We start from the raw sequence: 19984 nt of genomic DNA, 5'->3' as shown, positions 1-19984 counted from the left end.
TTTCTAGTGCGCTTTAGTGTCGTACAGCGTGTCGGACGTTGTCCTGTCGCGGCGTGCCACGCCCGAACTGTATGCCGCATCCTCTACGCGTGCCGCCACCGCTTCGACCACGCGGCGGTCGAAGACCGACGGGATAATATAATCCGGATGCAGTTCCTCTTCGGCGATGGTCTCTGCAATGGCGTGTGCCGCGGCGAGCTTCATCGCCTCATTTATACGCGATGCACGGCAATTCAGAGCACCGCGGAAGATGCCCGGAAAGCATAACACATTATTGATCTGATTTGGATAGTCCGAACGTCCTGTCGCCATTACCGAGACGTGGCCTTCGGCGTCCTCTGGCATGATCTCCGGCGTCGGATTTGCCATGGCGAAAACTATCGGGTCCTTTGCCATCGTGTCCAGGTCTGAAGCGGTCAGCAGCCCCGGTGCCGAAAGACCGAAAAATACGTCGGCACCCTTGATCACGTCGTGGACCGTGCCCTGCTCTTTGTCAGGATTGGTATTGCGTGCGTACCAGTCCTTGACCCAATTCATATTCTCTTTGCGGCCCTGATAGATCGCTCCCGTAGTGTCGCAGCCGATTATGTTCTTCACGCCGGCGGCCATCACTATCTTTGAACACGCCACGCCCGCCGCACCTATGCCGTTGACGACGAGCTTGATGTCTTCCATACGCTTACCGGTGATCTTGAGCGCATTTATGAGGGCGGCAAGAACGACGACCGCCGTGCCGTGTTGGTCGTCGTGAAAAACGGGAATGTTCAGTTCTTCCTGCAGGCGCTCTTCGATCTCGAAACACCGCGGCGCCGAAATATCCTCGAGATTTATTCCGCCGAAAGCGACCGCGATGTTCTTGATAGTCTGGACGATCTCGTGCGGGTCCTTTGTGTTCAGGCAAATGGGAAACGCATCGACGCCGCCGAATTCCTTGAAAAGCTGGCATTTGCCTTCCATTACCGGCATCGCTGCCGCCGGGCCGATGTCGCCGAGGCCGAGTACGGCTGTGCCGTCTGAAACGACAGCGACCGTGTTCTTTTTTATAGTGAGGTTGAATCGCTTCTCGGGGTCTTTTTGTATCGCCTGGCAAACGCGGGCGACGCCCGGCGTGTATGCCATCGAAAGGTCCGAACGCGTTTTCAGCGGCACTTTAGAGACGATCTCTATCTTGCCGCCGAGATGCATCAGGAACGTGCGGTCCGAGACGTTCACCACCTCGACGCCGTCTATGTCCGAGACCGCGGCGACGATCTCTTTGTCGTGATGTTCGCTTGCGGCGTTCACGGTGATGTCGCGGATCAGATGATCGCGGCCGACGCTGACGATGTCGATGCCCTCGATGTCGCCGCCTGCCTTGCCGATGGCTGTCGTTACTTCGCCGAGTTTGCCGGGCTGGTTATGGATCCGGACGCGAAGCGTAACACTGTAGCTGGCGTTCGGGGTAGGTCTGTTTGGCATAAAATGCTCTGCGTAAAAGTATGACGAAAAAGGTTATTCAGGGCAAACGAGTAGTCAGAAGACAGAAGGCATAAGGCAGAGGTCAGAATGCCCTTACGTCGATAACGTAAAATTTATTACTCGCTGCCAGCAGCCGATCTACCGACCACTGACTACTGACAACTGACTTCTGCCTTCTGTCTCCTGTCTTCTATCTAAAATTGTGTGCTTCGACCGCCGCGTTTATTTGTCCCGTGATCGACCGGAAATGCAGAGCCTTTATCATCGCGTCGCGTTCGGCGATGCCGCGGATGATCAGGTAATCATTCTGATTTATCACTGCACGGAAACGCTCGAAAACGTCGGGCATCACGACGAAATTCGAATGGCCGGTCTCGTCCTCAAGCGTGATAAAAACGACCTCTTTCGCCGTCATCGGACGCTGGCGTATGATCACCGCACCGGCGACCGAGACGATCTCGCGTTCGGGCAGCGTCTTTGTCTCAACGGCGGAAAGGATGCCGTTTCGCCGCAGTTCGTCACGCAAAAAAGCCATCGGATGTTTGCCGATAGTGATGCCCGTCTGCCGCAGATCGGCCTCGACAAGCTCGATGCCTTCGAGGCGAGTGAGAAAAGTAGCGTTTCCGGCAGAATGCGTAGGCCCGCGCGTCAGCAAGGGCGGATCACTCAAGTCGCGTGTATCGCCCTTACTAACGTGCGGGCTTGTGCATTGGTCAAAAAGCTTACCGGCCGGCTGCATCGCGAGCTCGGTTTGCCACAATGCTTTGCGGCGGTGGATGGTGCCGTCGAAATTCAATGCACCTGCCATGCTCAGGGCCCGTATCTCGCGTTTGTTGATCGACGGCACGCGGCGGATGAGGTCGTCGATATCGGTGTACCAACCGCATTTGCAATTCTGCGGCTCTGCCGCTCTATCTGCGGAAAAGCTAAGCTTTTCCGTACTCGTCATAAAATATTCCGCGGCTGTGCCGCCGCTCTGGGGATCGTTCGGCGGCATAGCCGCATGAGCATAGGGCTGCTGACCGGTGAGGCAAGCCTCACCGCAAATAGAACGGCAGAGCCGTTGATGCCGAGAGCGTTCCGCGACGATCGCTTCGCCGATCTCTTGGCGGAGGCCGCGGATGTATTTGAGGCCGACGCGGACCTTGTCGCCCTCGATCTTGAAAAGATAGTCGGAATGATTGATATCGACGGGCAGGAAATGCAGGCCGTGGCGTTGTGCATCTTTGACCAAAGTCGCTGCGGAGTAGAAACCGAGCGGGTAATTATTGAACATCGCGACCATGAAGGCCGCACGGTAATGCAGTATGAAATAAGCGGACGCGTAGGCGAGCAATGCGAAGCTCGCAGCGTGCGATTCGGGGAAACCGTAGTTCGCAAACGCTTTGACGGACGCGACGATGCGGTCCTGCGTCGCGGTGTCGATGTCGTTTCGCGTCATGCCGGCACGCAGTTTTTCCTCGATCGAAATGAGCCGCCGATCGGCGCGTTTGAATCCCATCGCACGCCGCAGTTCCTCAGCCTGGCCGCCGGTGAAATCTGCGATGTCCATCGCGATCTTGAGCAATTGCTCTTGAAAAAGCGGCACGCCGAGCGTGCGTTTCAGAGTCTGCTCGAGCCGCGGATGAATGTAGTCGATCGGCTCGATGCCTTGGCGGCGTTTGATGTATGAGCTGAGCATATTGCCGACGACCGGGCCGGGGCGGATGATCGCGACCTGGACGACGATGTCATAAAAATTCTCGGGCCGAGATTTTGGCAAAAACGCGATCTGGGCACGGCTTTCGACCTGAAACATACCGATCGTGTCGGCTTCCTGCAGGGCTTTGTAAACTTTCGGGTCGTCGGGCGGTATCTTGTAAAGCCCGATGTCATCGCCGTAATGATCACGGACAAGCTCGATGGTGTCACGCAGCACCGCCATCATGCCGAGGCCGAGCAGATCGACCTTGATGATGCCGAGGCGTTCGCAATCGTCCTTGTCCCATTGAATGATCGTGCGGCCGTCCATCGACGCCGGCTCGATCGGGACAACGCCGTCGAGCCGCCCGAGCGAGATCACCATGCCGCCGGAATGCTGGCCCAGATGCCGCGGGAAATCGAGAATGCGCGTATAGAGTTCCGCAAATTTCGTTACGCGGCGTTCGTCCGATGTGTCAAAGCCCTGCTCGCGCAGGATCTCGTGAAGCTCCTCGCCTTTGAACGATTCAAAATACGGATTGAGCTTCGAAAGCTGCGTCAGGGAATCGGCGTCAAAACCGAAAACCTTGCCGACCTCGCGTATCGCCGAACGCCCGCGATACGAGATGACGTTCGCCGTCATCGCCGCACCGCGACGGCCGTATTTTTGATAGACGTATTGGATGACGCGTTCGCGGTCGTCGCCCGACGGCAGATCGATGTCGATGTCGGGATATTCGCCGCGTTCTTCGGAAAGGAAACGCTCGAACAGAAGCTGCGCCTTGATCGGGTCGACCGCGGTGATGCCGAGCGCGTAGCAGACGACGGAATTTGCCGCTGAGCCGCGGCCTTGCGACAAGATCCGCTCGCGTTTGCAGAAATCGGAGATGTCCCAGACGACGAGAAAATAGCCCGCGAGTTTCAGCTTGCGGATAAGGCCGAGCTCTTTGTCGAGCTTGGCACGTGTCTCGGCGTTGATGCCGCCATAGCGTTCGACGGCGCCGGATTCGACGAGCTGTTTTAGCAGCGTGTCCATCGTCTCGCCCGGCGGCACGGGATAATCGGGGAACGTATAACCAAGCTCGTCCATCGAGAAATTGACGCGGTCCGCGATATCTCGCGTGATCTCGACCGCCTCCGGCATATCGTCAAAAAGCCGCAGCATCTGCGCCGCTGTTTTTATATAACGCTCGCTGTTTTCCGAGAGCAGCCGGCCGGCTTTATAGATCGTCGTGTGATTTTTGATGCAGGTGAAAACGTCGTAGAGTTCGCGTGCGCGTTCGTCGGCGTAATACGCACCGTTCGAGACAAAAATGGGAAGCCGCAGCTTGTGTGCAAGACCGAGCAGCGTCTGGTTGACAGCCTCTTCGTGGCGAAGATGATGCCGCTGCAGCTCGACATATAGACGGCCGGGAAATGCGTAATTCAGCCACGCGAGGTCAGCCTGCGGCGTGCCGCATTTCACGCTGCGGTGCATAAAACCGTCGGCTCCGCCGGTGAAACACATCAGCCCTGCGGAGTGTTCCTCGATGTCACGCCGCGTCGCGAAGTGCTCGCCTTTTTTGTTGCGTAATTTGATCGTCGTGATGAGTTTTGCGAGATTCTGATAGCCCGCCAAATTCAGCGGAATGAGCGGCAACAGGCTGCCGTCTTCCATCGTGATCTCAGAGCCGACGATCGCTTTGATGCCTTGCTCGCGTGCCTCAAAATGAAACCGCACCGCACCCGCGACCGTATCGCGGTCGATCAGCGCCATTGCCGCGATGCCCAATTCAGCCGCACGCACGGCCAGATCCTCGGGCTGCGAACCCGAAGACAAAAAACTGAACGCAGAACGTGTGTGAAGTTCGCAGAACATTAGCAGTTAGCGGCGGCGACTTGTCACTTATCACTTGAAACTATTAACTGTAGAAATAGTTTATCTACAGTGGATAGTTACAAGTCGTAAGTGAATAGTGGGCCGAGTATTCAAGCCTTCTAGTCGTATTCGCCTACGACGAACCACTCTTTGCCGGCTTTTGCCAGGCGATAGATGCCGCCGTCCTCGATCTCGACGTCCCATTCCTGCGTCCGCCACGGGCGGTCCCACCAGCGTGAATTTCCGCGCCAGACGCCGCTATATTCTGCGACGCGTCCGCGGAAATGCCGCGTCGTCAGATATACGAGACGGCCATTGCGGACGAGGACATCGGCCCGCAGCGGCGGCTCGTAATATGTGAACGCGATGACCGAGCGGTCCGAGGGCTGCGTCGTGCTTTCGATACCGAGCGGGACAGCCGCGGCATCAAGTTCAAAAGGCCGTTCCACACGCTGATCTACGAGGCTCGGCGTGCCGACATTTGCGACGCCGACCAGCTTTTTTAGCTTTGCCAGCGTCAACTGCAGGCTTTCCGGCGTCGGCCGCGAAACGGCGTAAAGCCCTTTTTGGTCGGGCCGCGGCGGCGTGAAATGTGCCTCGGCACGCAGCGACCTGATAGCGGCTTCGGGCGGATCGGCGGAGATGCGTAGCGTGATGAGCTTTAGCCAAAATGGCCGCTCGAGCGTCGGGAAAGCCGCGTGGATGTCATATTCACGCGTCGGCTTTTTGTCCAGATCGAACGCGAGTTCGACGCGGTCCGTGCTCATGCCGATCCGTGTCGCGCGTGCGAATATCTTTTCCAGGCCGTGATTGAGCAGGAAAACGAGCTGTTCGAAATCCTCGACCGGCATGTCGAGCTCGTAGATCCAGACGGCGGACGTTTCGCGGACGTTCGGCGTGATCGGGCGGGAATCGCGGCGTTCGGCGGAGCGTATGACGCGTTCGAATTCGATGCCGTAGCGACCGACAAGCTCGGCACGCGGTATCGCGAGCAGATCCTCGATGCGACGCAATCCAAGGTCGTGAAAAACACGCAGAGTGTCGCATTCGATGTCGAGTGCGGTCAGCGGCAGCTTGCGGAAAACGTCGTCAGCCGGTTCTTCAACTGCATCGACTGCACGTGCGAGCATACGTGCGGCATCGGGCGTTTCCGCCACGCCGACGCCGCCTGAAATTTTGTTCGCACACATGAATTCCACGATCTTTTCCCGTATCTTTTCCGGTCCGCCGATCAGCCGGTCGAGCCCGCTCACATCAAACAGCACGCCGTCGTCCGCCGTTTCGATGGCGTATGCGAATTCGCGTGCGGCGGCCAGCAGCAGAGGCATATCGGCGGACGCACTCGGCGACGAAATGCAGGCGTAGAGTTTCGGCATCTCGGTCTCACGCTCCGCTGTAATCCATTTCAAAAAGCCCCTGAAAACGCTCCGCCGCGGCAGCCTTTCGAGATTCGATGTCGGGGCGCAGTTCGCGTAGCAGCTTGAAACGCCCGCCGCCCGACCACACGGCGGCCGTCCGTTCCAACCTGAACGATCGCTGCGACGCCGAGCCCGTAACAGGTTCTGCAGACGTGACGGCGAGTATGGTCGGCGTTTCGCGGATGCGTGTGCGATAGCGGTACCAATATGTGCGGGGCACGAGCCGAAGTTGGCGTTCGGGCAGGCCGCTGAGGTTGAGCCAGACCGCTCCGAAGCCTTTTGCCTGTACGAGCAGATCGGCAGCCATGAACGCCTTTTCGATGTCGCCGCCGCAGCGTATCCACAGCAGATTTCGCATATCAACGCCCGCAGCAGCGGCTGAGGCCGCGTCGAAACCGCCGCTTGCGTCAACAGCCGCACACGCCTCGCCCGCCGCTGTCAGCCGTGCGAGCAGCATTACGGCGAGGCTCGTTTTGCCACAGCCGGACGGGCCCGAAAATTCGACGAGCGTCCCGCGTGTGAGAGCGAGGCCGAGCGGCTCCAGCAGCAGTTCGTCCTGCGAGCGGTGCTGTTCCCTGAGGTCAGAAAGGCTTTTTACAAGGCTCAAATGTGCCATCGGCGACGCTTGTGCTCACATTCTGTATGCAGAACGCTGTTGCATCAATGAAACAATAATACGAGTGTAATCAAGCGAGAGGGAAAAGGCAAGAAAAAAGGGAAGAGGGAAGAGTTGAGGGCTATTCGTTCAGCATCACTTCGACGGGGTCGATGCCTGCGGCCCGCCATGCGGGGTAGAGAGCTCCGACCAGGCTGCCGCCGATGGCGATGGCAACAGCAGTAAGTATCCAGCCGAGGCTGAATTCAAAGGCAAGCTCGAACTGCCGCGAGATAACCTGCGAAGCGGCGAACGCCGTCGCCAGCCCAAAGATTATTCCCAACACGCCGATCAGAAGAGCCTCGCCCTCGATCGTGCCGATGATGAAGCGGTGCGACGCTCCGAGCGACTTTAAGATGCCGATCTCTTTGCGGCGTTCGGTGATGGTCGTGTACATCGACAGCAGCACGAATACGGTGCTGACCAATGCCCCGAGCAGAACGAGCACGCGGAGGAATGTGTTCAGCCCGGGCAGGCGTTCCTGTGCGTCCGTAATGAATTCGCTGGTCAGATTGATGCGGTTGCCGGGCAACGCGGCGTTGATCTCGGCCGCGACCTTTTCGGGGTCGTAGCCGCTTTTGACCTTAACGAGGATATAAGTGCATTTGTCTGTCTGCAGAGCATCCTGCAGGCCGGCGAGCGATAACTTGATGCGAGAGCCTGACGGCGGTGCGAAAACGCCTGTTATCTTGTACTGCTTACCGCCGAAAAGCTCGTATGTTCCGCCGATCGAAAGGTTCTCGCTTTCGAGCTGACGCTGATCGATGATGATCTCGTCAAACGCAACGGGCGGGCGGCCATCGACGATGCTGATCTCGTTCATCGCTGAGAATGCCGGCCAGTCAACGCCGTCGAGCTGGCGAATGCCCCAGCTTCCGCGGGAATCAGATGAAACGTAGCGCAGCACAGGCGTGGTCGTTTGTACGCCCGGTATCTCGAGCAGGCGTTCGGCGTACCGAACGTCAACGGCGGCGTTCGAACTGGTCGCGTCCATGCCGCCCGGGCGTGTGAAGATGATCTCTGCTTTCCAGTTAGCGGCGCGTTTTGACATCTCATTGGTCATTCCTTGCGCCAGCCCTGTAAAGAGCACGACGAGAACGACGCCGATCGCCACACCGATAATGCTGATGAAAGTACGTAGCGGACGGACGCGGAGATTTGCGAGGACGAGTTCGAGCATCTGTGGCGAGTTTAATCGGCTAGCTTGCCGCTGCGGCGCATAAAGAAACGTATCGTGAAGGCGAGAACGACCGCGAAGAGCAATATTCCCCACGCACCGAGGGCCGTTGTCCACGCCCACTGCCACCTGCCGCGGAACGTTCCCAGGATCGCACCGACAGACAGGCCGAAAGCGGCGAACCAAGTCAATGCGTTCAGTATCTTTCCTGTTTCAAGGAAACGCGATATTTGGACGGGCAGGAAAGCGACAAACTCTCCGACAAGCCGCGGAATGCGTCTCAGGTCCTGTCCGAATGTCTTGGTCTCTTCGCCTGCACCTACCAGCAAAACGCCGTGACGCATTATGTAAAGATTGAAAAGCACCGACAGAACAGAGAAAAGCACGGAAATGGCGAATGCTCGTTTTCGGGCGACACCGTCCTGCGATGCGGCAAGAACATCAAAAAAATAATGTTCCTGAATGTAATGCGTAAAAAATTCGACGGTGTGGCTGAAAGCGGGCAGCAGTATCGAGACGATGATGTTTGCCTGCCAGATCGGCGTCGCTTTTCGAAATGACTGAACTACAGCACCGGAAAGCCCCGTCGTAAAGAACCTGAATGCAAGCTCAACGAACACGGCCGTCATCGTGACCGCCCAATTCTCGCGGCTGGCCTTGTAAACCGTGAAATAGAAGGTGCCGCGGAGCAGAGCTCCCATCGTTGCGGCCTTCCAGTTCCAACGCGTTATTAGCTGTGCGGGATGCGAAAGCAGGTTGCGTATCACGTCCTTGACGTAGATACGATCGTCCCACACCTCTTCCATATCATCCGCATCGGCGATGGAATGATGTATGGCTTCTTCGGGGGACATTTGCAATGCTCTTTCGCGGTCCATTTAAGCTGCGGCCGTTTGCGGAAATTTTCGAACTCGGCGGGAACGTCCGTCTCCGGGAAAACGAAAACGTAAATGATAACATACGCGTTTCGGCAAAGACGAAGCAAGCTTTTACGAACACGGGCTGGCTAACGGGTTGGTCTTGGTATTTCGGCAGGCACGGAACCGCTCGCTGCCGCACGTGCACGCGACGAACGTCGTATCTCGAGGCATTCTTCGTATGCGGAATACACGCCGCGAAAGATCTGATCCCAGCTTCTCTCGATCGCGATCTCACGGGAACGGCGTTTCATCTCCTTGACCAGCGATGGGGAACGGAGCAGGGCGATCGCGTGCTCGACGAACTCGTTGAACGAATGTGCCACCATGCCGTTCACGCCGTGCCGCACGAGGAATTTGGGCCCTCCTTTGTCCAGGACGACGGCGGGAACGCCCGATGCATTCGCCTCCAGAACGACGTTGCCGAAGGCGTCGGTCTCGGAGGGAAATAGAAATACATCGATGTTCGCGTATGCGGCCGCGAGATCTCTGCCTCTTAAGAATCCGGGCAACTCAGCATTCGGTATGTTCTCCCTCAAGAATCCCAATTCGGCACCATCACCTACTATCAGGAAACGAACCTTATCCTTCAACTCGAACGGAACGCCCCGCGCAACTTCGGCGAGCAGCCTTACGTTCTTTTCCGCCTGCAGGCGGCCGACGTAGCCGAAGCGAAATATGCCGTCGTCAACATTTCGGAACGCGGTGTCAAATGCTTCGCAGTCCACGCCGCGTTCCATCAAGCCGGCGGCGCGGCCGGTCCGCTTTTCAAGCTGTTCCACGATCTCCGGATTCGGTGCCAGCGTCAATTGAGGTATCTTGTGATAGAGCATTGCCCAGTCAAAGATCTTCTTCTCAACGAACTCACCTATTCTCGCACGCGTCCGTTTGGGCATGAACCACAGGTGTTTCACCAGTCGCCTTGAGCCAAATTCATGTACATTTGTATGCCATGTGGCCATCATCGGCAGATCGAATTTTTCGGACAGAAGGACCCCAAGAATGCTGATGTCGTTCACGCCCGTGATATGTATCAGGTCGGGACGGAATCTTTCCAACTCCCGAGCCACTCGGCGAAAGTGGCGAAGAAAGAGCGGATCGAAGTTTAAGCCTTTGTCGAGATCGATGGATAAGAATGAGTGGCGAACGGGGAATTCGATGACGCTGCCTCGGTGTGTTTCCTTCTTCTTTTCGGTGTCAAAAAAGCAGATGAATGGAAATTCGTGGGCTTCCGCATAGTCAACGAGGCGGCGAAGAGTCATCGCCGCCCCGTTTACTTGATCATAGGAATCCGCAAATAATGCGACGCGGGGAACTTTCATTCGAATGCTATCCGGCATTTGCCGCAGCTGCCCGAACCATCGCGGGCGTTGCCTTTTCCTGCAATTCTACACATAACGGACTTGGAATGTCCGCTTTTGCCCTCAATGCACGAAACAACGGCCTGAATTTCGGCCTGCTGAGGGCGCCGAGGGTCCAGATCGCCCAACGCAGCCATACAGGGCCGCCATTCTTCCAGCCGTGCGATGCAAGCGACACGCTGCCGCGTCCGTCGTTCATGTCGAAGAACACACGGTCAAACCAGCGTTGGCGGTGTTGGGGCAAAAAATCGTGGAACGACAAGATCTCAGAAAAGCTCTGAAGCTGACGCGAGTGAAGCGGGATAGAGTATTCCGGCAACACGGCAATGCGGCTGTGTTTGTCGCGACGCACCTCTTCGGTGAATTCGCTGAATGTATCGGCCCTAGTCAAATTGATCACGGTATTCGGTCTGCAGCCGTGCCGGTCCCCGCCTGAGACAACGGGAAGTTGGTATCTCTCGGCCAATTCCAATGTCTCGCGGTTTTCCGACCATGAGCGGAATCCGTTGAGTTCCAATGCGTGCAGATCTTCAGCAAAGATACCCAAAAATTCATCGAGAAGCCGTCGATGCAGTTCTTCACCCACCAATTCGATGTCCCAGATAGGATGATTGAATACTATCAAGATCGATGGATCGGCATTCAGCATGTCAAACAACTCATGAAGCCTCTCGTCGGTCTGCGAGGCTTCATTGAATGTGTAGTCGAGAAGGTGCGATGTCATCACGGCTGCCCTTTCTACAGGCAAATTGTGGACGCCCAGATGAAAGAAGCCGTATCTGAAGGGAACGGTCCATTCGAAGGATATCGGCATCGTTTCGGGATCACGGCCGGCGTTCAGGGACATTGTTCCTTCTATGTTGTCGTGATCGGTTATTGAGACCATCGCGTCAAGCCCGGCATCATTGATCTGCTTTTTCTCAGAATCGAACACATGGCCCGGATCCAAGGGCGGCGACCAGAATGCCCCTGAAAAATCCAGATCGCGCCCATTCTTTTCGCGATATCTTACTTTTTCTCGAGCCCAGAAATGTGAAATTACGGGCAGCATCTTGGCGTAATGAGGGACGAAATCCAACATTTCCTTTGACGCCTCCGTGTGGCAATGAAGCGATACGCCTGCTTTGGCAGAATCTGAGAGGTCAAAGGCTCTCTCGAGAATAGTTACTTCGGTCATTGACTTGGTCATCGTTTTTTCTTTTGCCCGCCGCAGGAAAGCGGAAAGACGACCTCAGTTTGAGACGGACGAGTTAATTCGCCGTAAAGAAGATGTGAAAAATGATTTAATTTGAACTCCGCCGAGACTGACAGCATTTCACGGAATGACATGCCCCATCCCTATTGGATCGAAAATGAGAATTTGTGCGTCTTTTGTCACAAATGCTGAAGGCACGGTGTATTTTGGTCAGATACAGCGACATTCGCTTTCATCTAATTCATACTTAGCGAGGGAATCATGAATTGGTTATTTACTTTTGTCATTTCGAGTTTGGTGGCATCGTCCGGTGTGGAGGTCGGGTCGATATTTGACCGGACGACCGGCGAGACCTGCACGCCGACCGCGGTTCATTCGGCAGTACAAGACGAGACGGTGCGTTTTGAGCAGACGTATCCGATCTCAGCGAACGGAACCGTTACCATCGGCAATATCAACGGGGCGATCACTGTCGAGTCCTGGGACCGCAACGAGGTCAAATTGAGTTATGTCGTCACTGCGGACAGCCGCGAATCATTGGAACTGGTCGTTATCAAGATCGATTCCAGAGCGGACCTGTTCAGGGTAAAGACCGAGTACAAGAAGACTGATAACGAGCCGGGCTCTTGGAAACAGGGCCGCCGAATGAACGTTGAATATAAAGTAATGGCTCCCCGCGGTGCTGTACTGAGAGGCATCGACACCGTTAACGGCGAGGTGCGTATCTCAAACTTCACGAATCAGATCACTGCCGCTGCTGTGAACGGAAAAGTGGTCGCGTCAGACCTTAAAGGAACGGCAAAGCTGTCGACCGTTAACGGCGAGGTTTCCGCAGAATTCAACCAACTCGATGCAACGAGCAGTATCTCGCTTGAGACCGTGAACGGCCGTGTCGCTTTGACTCTACCGTCTGACACAAACGCCACGATAACGGCGGATTCGGTCAACGGCACCATCACGAACGAGTTCGGCCTTTCGATACGCAAGGGCAAATTCGTCGGACGCGACATGCGCGGCCGTATCGGCTCGGGCGATGCACGTGTCAAGTTGTCGAGCGTTAACGGCCCGCTTTCGATAAACCGGAAGAAGGACGGCAAGCAGCAGTTTCCTGCGGTCGACCTTTTGCCGCAAGGCGGCTCCGATAATGAAGAGTGGTCTTCAACAAACATGGCTCGCGTCAATGCCGAACTTGCTAAAGCTACGAAAAAGATGACCGAAGAACTAAATGCCGAAATGAAAAAGCTCGCGCCTGAACTGAAAAAGGTGACGGCAGAGGCCGCAAAGACCGCTGAGCAGGCCTTACGGTCCGAAGCCGTCATCGAGGCGATGAAGAATGTTGAGATCATGCAGTCGGCAGCTTTGGCGCGCATAGCCGATGCGGGTTTCACGGCAGGCGTGCCGCGTCTGGAGACAAAATCAGGGAAGTTCCCGCTCGAGAACAACAAGAAGCTGACCATCATCGCCGAAAAGGCGGCAGTCTCCGTAAAAGGATGGGATCGAAATGAGGTCGAATATCGTGTCATAAGCGTTGGTGATCCGCGAAGTTCGGAAAATATCGGGGTCAACGAGAATCTCACTCCGGAAGGGGCGGTGCTGACAATAGTCGGCCCGGCATCGTCAGCCGGAACTCCGGGCTTTTCTTCGGTCCGCCGCGGCACCCGCGTCGAGATAAGTATTCCGCGAAATATCGACCTGACGGTAAACTCCGCGAACGAGATCCGTGTTACGGGTTTTCGGGGCAAGATGCATCTGTCAGGCTCCGCCGAAGGCGTCAGCGTTCGCGATTCAGAGGGCGAACTTGCCGTGAACAGCCGCAGCGGCCGGATCCGTGTCGTCGGATTTACGGGCAGCGTGACGGCAGAGAATGCCGACGGCGTGATAATGATAGACGGTGACCTCAGTGAATTGAACGCTAAAAGCCCAAACGGCGATGTGGTGCTGACCTTGCCGCAAGCGGTCTCGGCAGACATAGAGACACGCGATGAGGTGCGGGGCGACGGATTCGAATTGAGGCGCATCGGCAGCGATAAATTCCGTCTCGGCAATGGCGGTGCTCGCTATCTGGTCGCGTCAGGCGGCGAGGTCGTCATCAGAAGCCGGGCATCATTGGGCCTATCATCCAACTGACCGCTCTTTCCCTAAGACCAATTAATTGAAACAATTAATGTGCGATTCCGTTTGAATACGTTGTCGCACTCTTGGCCCGCTGCATCCTGCCGCGGAGTTTGAGGATCCGTCAAAATGAGATTTCTTGCAGTCATAGCATTCGTTTCATTTCTCTGCGCCGCAGCAGCGGCACAGAACGGGGGCGGGCCGTCCGCGAGTCCGCTTCCACAACCGGTTGAGAGCAACGGCTCGGGCATTTCGCCCCGGCCCGACGAAGCTTCTCAGCCTGTCGGAAAAGTAATGGTGCCTGCACATAAAATGCGTCCCGTTACGATACCAAAGGCATTTGTCCCACCGACGATCGACGGCCGCATCGACGAAGAGATCTGGCAACAGGCAGCCGTATTCGATGATTTTTATCAAGTAGCTCCCGGCGACAACATCGCTCCTTCGAAGCCGACCATCGTTTACATGCTTTATGATGAAAAGCATATCTATTTGGCTTTCAAATGCTTTGACGACCGCGACAAGATACGTGCAACGGTAGCCAAACGCGACAATGTTTTCGGAGAGGATAACGTACGCGTCTGGCTCGACACCTTCAATGACCAGAGGCGAGCCTATGTGCTGGGTTTCAATCCGCTCGGCATTCAGCAGGACGGCATTTTTACCGAGGGACAGGGAGCCGACTTTTCGGTAGACATCGTGATGGAATCGCGAGGAGTGCTCGAAGATTGGGGCTGGTCGGTAGAAGTAAAAATTCCGTTCAAATCGCTGCGTTATCGAGCCGGAAAGGGCGTGATGTGGGGCTTCAACGTCGCCCGAAACATCGACCGGCTCAATGATGAATTAAATCAATGGCTGCCCGATGACCGCAACGTCGCAGGCTTTTTGATCAAGCATGGAAAAATAACAGGACTGGACGACGTAAAGTACGAACGGACGCTGGAGGTCGTACCGAGCGTGACGCTGTCGCAGACCGGCCGGCGTACCAGAACGATACCTCGCAATCAGCTTTTGCCGGGCGTCATTGATCAGGGACGTTTCGTGAATCAGCCGATCAAACATGACATAGGCGTCACGCTGAAATACACGATCAGTCCGAGTGTGACCTTGGATGCCGCCATAAATCCCGATTTTGCCGAGATCGAAGCCGACGCGCCGGTCGTGACCGCAAATCAGCGTTTTCCGATCTTCTTCGAGGAAAAGCGTCCGTTCTTTCTGGAAGGGGCGGATATTTTCCGTTCACCGCTTCAGGTCTTTTATTCGCGGAATATCGTCGATCCCGACGCTGCAGTGAAACTGACCGGCAAGAAAGGGAAAACATCTTTCGGCATACTCGCGGCTTCCGACAAAGCCCCGGGAAACTACAGCGACGAGGACCGCAATGACCCGCAGGTGCTGCCAAGGATCTCCGAATTTGTTGACAAGAATTCGATGTTCGCCGTTCTTCGCCTAAAGCGTGATATTGGTAAGGAGAACAACATCGGCTTTTTTGGTACTTACAGGAATTTTGTTGAGCAAAAGAATCTGACAGCCGGCTTTGACGGGAGGATGAAATTATCGCCAAAAATCACATCGTCGTTTCAGGTCGTCGGCACGAACTCAAAACGCTGCTTTTTGGAAAGGGAGTTCGATCCGGCCGCGGATCCGGTTCAGGCACAGCGTAACCGCGAGATCTGCGGCACCGGATCGACCGGCAGCAACCCGCTTTCCAACGGCACTTACAACAGGTATCGCGTAGGGAACGGTATCGGATATTACGCCAATCTGGATTACACGACGGATCGTTCGGGCTGGTTCTTTGAAGCGGGCGGCCGAAGCGGAAAGTACCGCACAGACAGCGGTTTCACGCGTCAGACCGATACTAATTTCCTCTTTTTGTTCAATCGCTGGAGCACAGAATCGAAACCGACCGCAAAGATCATCAGGGCGAATTGGCAGAGATTCGTCAGTTTTGACTACGACTGGAAGGGCCGCACGCAAGGTGCAAATCTCGGGACGAGCCTCGGGCTCAGCCTGCAGCGGTCGACCTATCTTAATTTCAATTTCAACCAGACCTATCAGAAGATCTACGAAGAAGAATTCGGCCTGAAGCGCACATCTACGCGCCCGCAGGGAACCTTTCTGGGTGAGCCTACGCGGTCCACATGGGTACAGACCCTTTCGGCAAATATCAACCAAGCATACAACAAGAAATTTAACTACGGCGCGTTTGTCGGAATGCGGCGAAACGTTTTCGACTATTTTTATTTTGATCCGGCAACAGGACTGCAGGACCCCGGGCCGGCACTTCAAACTGATGCAGAGGTTTGGGGTGAAGTAAAACCGGTCGATCCTTTGCGGATATCCGCTTCGTATCGCAAAAGCCGCATGAACAGAAAGGAAACGGGTGAGCGGCGTTTTGATTCCGACATATTCAGCCTTCGCTCGACATATCAATTCACGAGGTTCCTGTTCACACGCTTTCGCCTGGACTACGATTCTATGCGGCGAAACTTCGCGGGACAGGTGCTGTTCGGCTGGGCACCAAATCCGGGCACGGCGATATATGCGGGATATAACGACAGTATCAACTATAACGGCTTCAACCCGTTCACGGGCCAATACGAACCGGGACTGAAACGCGACAGCCGAACTTTCTTCGTTAGGGCGTCGTATCTGTTCAGGAAGAGTTTCTGACGTCTTCATTGGTTTTTTCCTCCTCTTGGCCGCCGAGCGATCGGCGGCTTTTTCTTTTCTTAAACATTTCCTTAAACACACGAGGCCAAAATCCACAAAAAAAGTGAAAAAAGATGTTGTAATGCTTAAGCATTTGCTGTATAAGTATATGCGGAAGTTGCATTTTCACTCCATTTACACGTTTCAAAGACAGGAGAATCAGATGAGGTTAAGCAGCAAAAGTGGCTTACTTGCGTTAAGCACTATATTAACGATCTTGGCATTTTCCGCGGGCTATACCGCTACCGCACAGACCGGCGATCCGGCGGTTTTTGCACTGCAGCGAGGCTACAGAACAGGATATTCCGACGGATATATGGCGGGCTATCGCGATACGATAGACAGTGCAGCGAAAGATTTCGCCAGGCATCCTGAGTACACCAAGGCCGATCGTGCCTACAACAAGGACTACGGTTCGATAGAAGATTATCGTGACGGCTATCAGCAGGGCTTCGAGTCAGGCTACAACACCGGCTACGAACGCCGGTCATTTGAAGCTTCGCTTCCGACAGGGCTCAAACGGCGCGGTGTGTTGGTCAATGACCGTCAAACGATGGCGGCGAAAAACACGGTTCCGGCCGCTCCTGTTACAGCTACCTCCGGCGAAACGCCGGCAGCCATAACGAACGACACCGTCCGTATCGAAAAGACCGCGATGGCATCGCCGCAATATCAGGGTGATCCGAACGCGATAATTGTCATTCCGCGCGACACTGAACTGATTCTTGAGATCCAGGACGACCTCAACACGCAGCAAAGCCGCGAAGGCGACAGATTTACTGCAAAGGTCGTAGCACCTTCCGAGATCGCAGGCGCGATAGTCGAGGGCCGCGTGAGCAAGATAAAGACCGCAGGCCGTCTAAAAGGCCGATCGGAAATGCTGCTTTCATTTGACCGCATCCTGCTCAGCGAGAACCGATGGGCAAATTTCAGTGCGACGCTCATCGAAGTTATGCCCGTGAAGGGTGACAATATCCATCGCGTTGATGACGAGGGAACGGCGGTCGGAAAGAGCTCGCTCAAATCCGACGCCATCAAGGTCGGCGGTGCGACGGGAGCAGGTGCACTCATCGGCGGAGTGGTCGGCGGGCCTGTAGGCGTCGCTGTCGGAGCCGGCATGGGAGCTGCTTTCGGCGTCGGTGCTGTCGTCATCGAACGCGGCAAACACGTGCGAATTTCCCGCAATCAAAGCATCCGTATCCGTACGGCATACGAAACACAGATCAGATAATCGCTCTGCAAGGCGATCTTTGCTGCCTGGTCAGCCTCCATTCCACGCCACGGGGTGATACCGTTTACTTCTCCTTTTCGGTATCGCTCCTGCGGCGTGGATAATTTATTTATGGCGATCGCTCTTTTGACCGATTTCGGAACACGCGACCATTTTGCCGCCTCGATGAAAGGCGTGATCACCGGAATCGCACCGAATGTCCCGGTTTTTGATATAACGCACGAGATACCGCCGGGGGATATTCATTCAGCGGCATTCACGCTTTTTGCGTGTTTCCGCGACATGCCTGCCGGCACTGTGATCGTTGCTGTGGTCGACCCGGGCGTGGGCTCGAATCGAAGGCCTATCGCTGTAAAGGCGGACGAAAGATTCCTGGTCGGGCCTGACAACGGTATTTTCAGCTTTCTATTGGACACCTCCACAAACGCAGAAGTTAACTTGATCGAAAGGCAATTCAAGCCTTCGGCGGACATAAGTAAGACATTTCACGGACGCGACATTTTCGCTCCGGCTGCCGCTCACATCGCTCTCGGAACGCCGATCGAAGAGCTTGGCCGGTCGGTTTCCGATGCCGTCCGTTTACAGTGCATCTATCCCGAAAATAATGGCGAAACAATGATCGGCCGCGTGCTGCATATTGACCGATTCGGCAACGTGATAACGAATGTTCCGGCAAGCTGCCTCGAAAACGTCCTAACGGCAGAGGTGAACGCCGAAAAAATAGAAAGGACATTGCAGTGTTACGTTGACGGCGAAAGCGGCGAATTGTTCTTGATCGCGGGCAGTATCGGCCTTATCGAGATATCGCTGAACGGTGCATCTGCAGCTACAGAACTTGGTGCATCGGTCGGCGACACGGTCGTCTTTCCCAAGCTCTGAGCGGGAATAACTTGTAACAGGCAACCTGCTCGGATAAAATAGAAATTTGCAGAAAGTGCTTTAATAATCGAGGGTTTAACATAATGGCTACAGCAACAGAATCAACAGCAGCAGCAGGACTTCGCGGCGTCGTTGCCGCACAGAGCGCCATCGGCGATGTCAATGGCGAAGAAGGCATCCTTATTTATCAGGGCTATAACATCCACGATCTGGCCGAGCATTCCACATTTGAAGAGGTCGTTTATCTTCTATGGAACGGCCGTCTGCCTAAGCAGGATGAACTCGATGCTCTGAAGGCGCAGTTCAGAGCGAATTACGGCGTGCCGGCAGCGGTCATCGACATGATGAAGACGTTTCCGGCGGACGCGGATCCGATGGACGTTCTCAGAACGGCGGTCTCGTCGCTGGATTTTTATGACAAGGAAGGCCACGCGACCGACCGCGAACGTGCTACAAACGCCGCGATCAAGTTGACGGCGCAGATGGGCACCATCGCCGCTGCGTGGGACCGCATCCGCAATGGCAACGAGGTCGTCGCCCCTGATGCGAGCCTTTCGATCGCAGAGAATTTCCTTTATATGCTCCGAGGCGAACGTCCCGAAGCCGACGAAGCTCGTATGTTCGACGTCTGCCTGATACTTCACGCCGACCACGAACTAAATGCTTCGACATTTACTACACGAGTCGTTTCCGGGACGCTTGCCGGCATGTATGGTGCGGTCACGGCGGGCATCGCCGCTTTGGCAGGCCCTCTGCACGGCGGTGCTAACACCAACGTGATGAAGATGCTCATCGAGATCGGCAGCCTCGAAGCCGTCGATGGATGGGTCGATAACGCACTCGCCGAAAAACGCAAGATCATGGGTATCGGCCACGCCGTTTACAAGACAGAGGATCCGCGTGCTACATGGCTTCGACGCTATTCGCGTACGATGTCCGAGAAAAAAGGCGATATGAAGTGGTTCGAGATGTCGCAGCGTATAGAGCAGTTGATGCTGGAGAAAAAGGGAATGCATCCGAACGTAGATTTCTATTCGGCATCGACATATTACCTGATGAACATTCCTTTGGATCTTTATACGCCGATCTTTGCGGTCAGCCGTATATCGGGCTGGACGGGCCACATTCTGGAGCAATACGCGAACAACAAGCTCATTCGTCCGCGTGCCGAATATATCGGAGCCCGCGACCTGAAATACGTCCCGATCTCGGAACGGTAATTTGGGCGATAGGTCTAACGAGATCTGAATGGCGTTGGCTCAAGGCCAACGCCTTTTTTTCGCTTCCGCATGCAGCTGCGGGGCGCACGCAATAAAAAAACCCCGCTC

The 19984-nt window shown here is 55.4% G+C and carries 13 protein-coding genes; 5 read left to right on the top strand and 8 right to left on the bottom strand.

Annotated elements, in window-relative coordinates; genetic code table 11:
- Positions 1 to 3: 3 nt before the first annotated feature.
- From IPM50_05830 to IPM50_05795, 8 genes are all read right to left on the bottom strand, one after another.
- Complete coding sequence (locus IPM50_05830) at positions 4 to 1458, bottom strand: NAD-dependent malic enzyme (protein QQS34094.1); 1455 nt, start codon at positions 1456 to 1458, stop codon at positions 4 to 6.
- 190 nt (positions 1459 to 1648) lie between these two features.
- Positions 1649 to 4996: an error-prone DNA polymerase gene (locus IPM50_05825; protein QQS34093.1), complete on the bottom strand. Its 3348-nt coding sequence runs from the start codon at positions 4994 to 4996 to the stop codon at positions 1649 to 1651.
- 119 nt (positions 4997 to 5115) lie between these two features.
- Positions 5116 to 6405 carry a hypothetical protein gene (locus tag IPM50_05820; protein ID QQS34092.1) on the bottom strand — a complete coding sequence of 430 codons (1290 nt, stop codon included), beginning with the start codon at positions 6403 to 6405 and terminating at the stop codon, positions 5116 to 5118.
- Complete coding sequence (locus IPM50_05815) at positions 6380 to 7030, bottom strand: hypothetical protein (protein ID QQS34091.1); 651 nt, start codon at positions 7028 to 7030, stop codon at positions 6380 to 6382. Before IPM50_05815 ends, IPM50_05820 begins: the two co-directional genes overlap by 26 nt.
- Positions 7031 to 7151: 121 nt before the next feature.
- Positions 7152 to 8249, bottom strand: a complete 1098-nt coding sequence (locus tag IPM50_05810; GenBank protein QQS34090.1) for an ABC transporter permease — start codon at positions 8247 to 8249, stop codon at positions 7152 to 7154.
- 11 nt (positions 8250 to 8260) lie between these two features.
- A complete protein-coding gene (locus tag IPM50_05805) occupies positions 8261 to 9124 on the bottom strand; it encodes a hypothetical protein (protein QQS34089.1) in 864 nt (287 codons plus the stop codon).
- 128 nt (positions 9125 to 9252) lie between these two features.
- Positions 9253 to 10485 (bottom strand): glycosyltransferase, encoded by a 1233-nt coding sequence (locus tag IPM50_05800; protein ID QQS34088.1) that lies wholly within the window; start codon positions 10483 to 10485, stop codon positions 9253 to 9255.
- Positions 10486 to 10492: 7 nt separating this feature from the next.
- Positions 10493 to 11713 (bottom strand): hypothetical protein, encoded by a 1221-nt coding sequence (locus IPM50_05795; GenBank protein ID QQS34087.1) that lies wholly within the window; start codon positions 11711 to 11713, stop codon positions 10493 to 10495.
- Positions 11714 to 11980: 267 nt separating this feature from the next.
- On the opposite strand from IPM50_05795, the gene IPM50_05790 reads away from it, so the two are divergent.
- The 5 genes from IPM50_05790 (at position 11981) to IPM50_05770 (ending at position 19876) form a co-directional block, all read left to right on the top strand.
- Positions 11981 to 13846, top strand: coding sequence for a DUF4097 family beta strand repeat protein (locus IPM50_05790; GenBank protein ID QQS34086.1), 1866 nt, complete (start codon positions 11981 to 11983; stop codon positions 13844 to 13846).
- A gap of 114 nt (positions 13847 to 13960) precedes the next feature.
- Positions 13961 to 16507, top strand: a complete 2547-nt coding sequence (locus IPM50_05785) for a carbohydrate binding family 9 domain-containing protein (protein ID QQS34085.1) — start codon at positions 13961 to 13963, stop codon at positions 16505 to 16507.
- Positions 16508 to 16709: 202 nt separating this feature from the next.
- The gene (locus IPM50_05780; protein ID QQS34084.1) at positions 16710 to 17777 is read left to right on the top strand and encodes a hypothetical protein; all 1068 of its coding nucleotides are present in this window, start codon (positions 16710 to 16712) and stop codon (positions 17775 to 17777) included.
- Between the two features lie 111 nt (positions 17778 to 17888).
- Complete coding sequence (locus IPM50_05775) at positions 17889 to 18656, top strand: SAM-dependent chlorinase/fluorinase (protein ID QQS34083.1); 768 nt, start codon at positions 17889 to 17891, stop codon at positions 18654 to 18656.
- 83 nt (positions 18657 to 18739) lie between these two features.
- A complete protein-coding gene (locus tag IPM50_05770) occupies positions 18740 to 19876 on the top strand; it encodes a citrate synthase (protein ID QQS34082.1) in 1137 nt (378 codons plus the stop codon).
- The last annotated feature ends 108 nt before the right edge of the window (positions 19877 to 19984 follow it).

It is taken from the genome of Acidobacteriota bacterium, from assembly GCA_016700075.1.
Taxonomy (GTDB): domain Bacteria; phylum Acidobacteriota; class Blastocatellia; order Pyrinomonadales; family Pyrinomonadaceae; genus OLB17.
The sequence above is the reverse complement of the archived record's forward strand: the minus strand, read 5'-3'. Positions and strand labels throughout refer to the sequence as shown.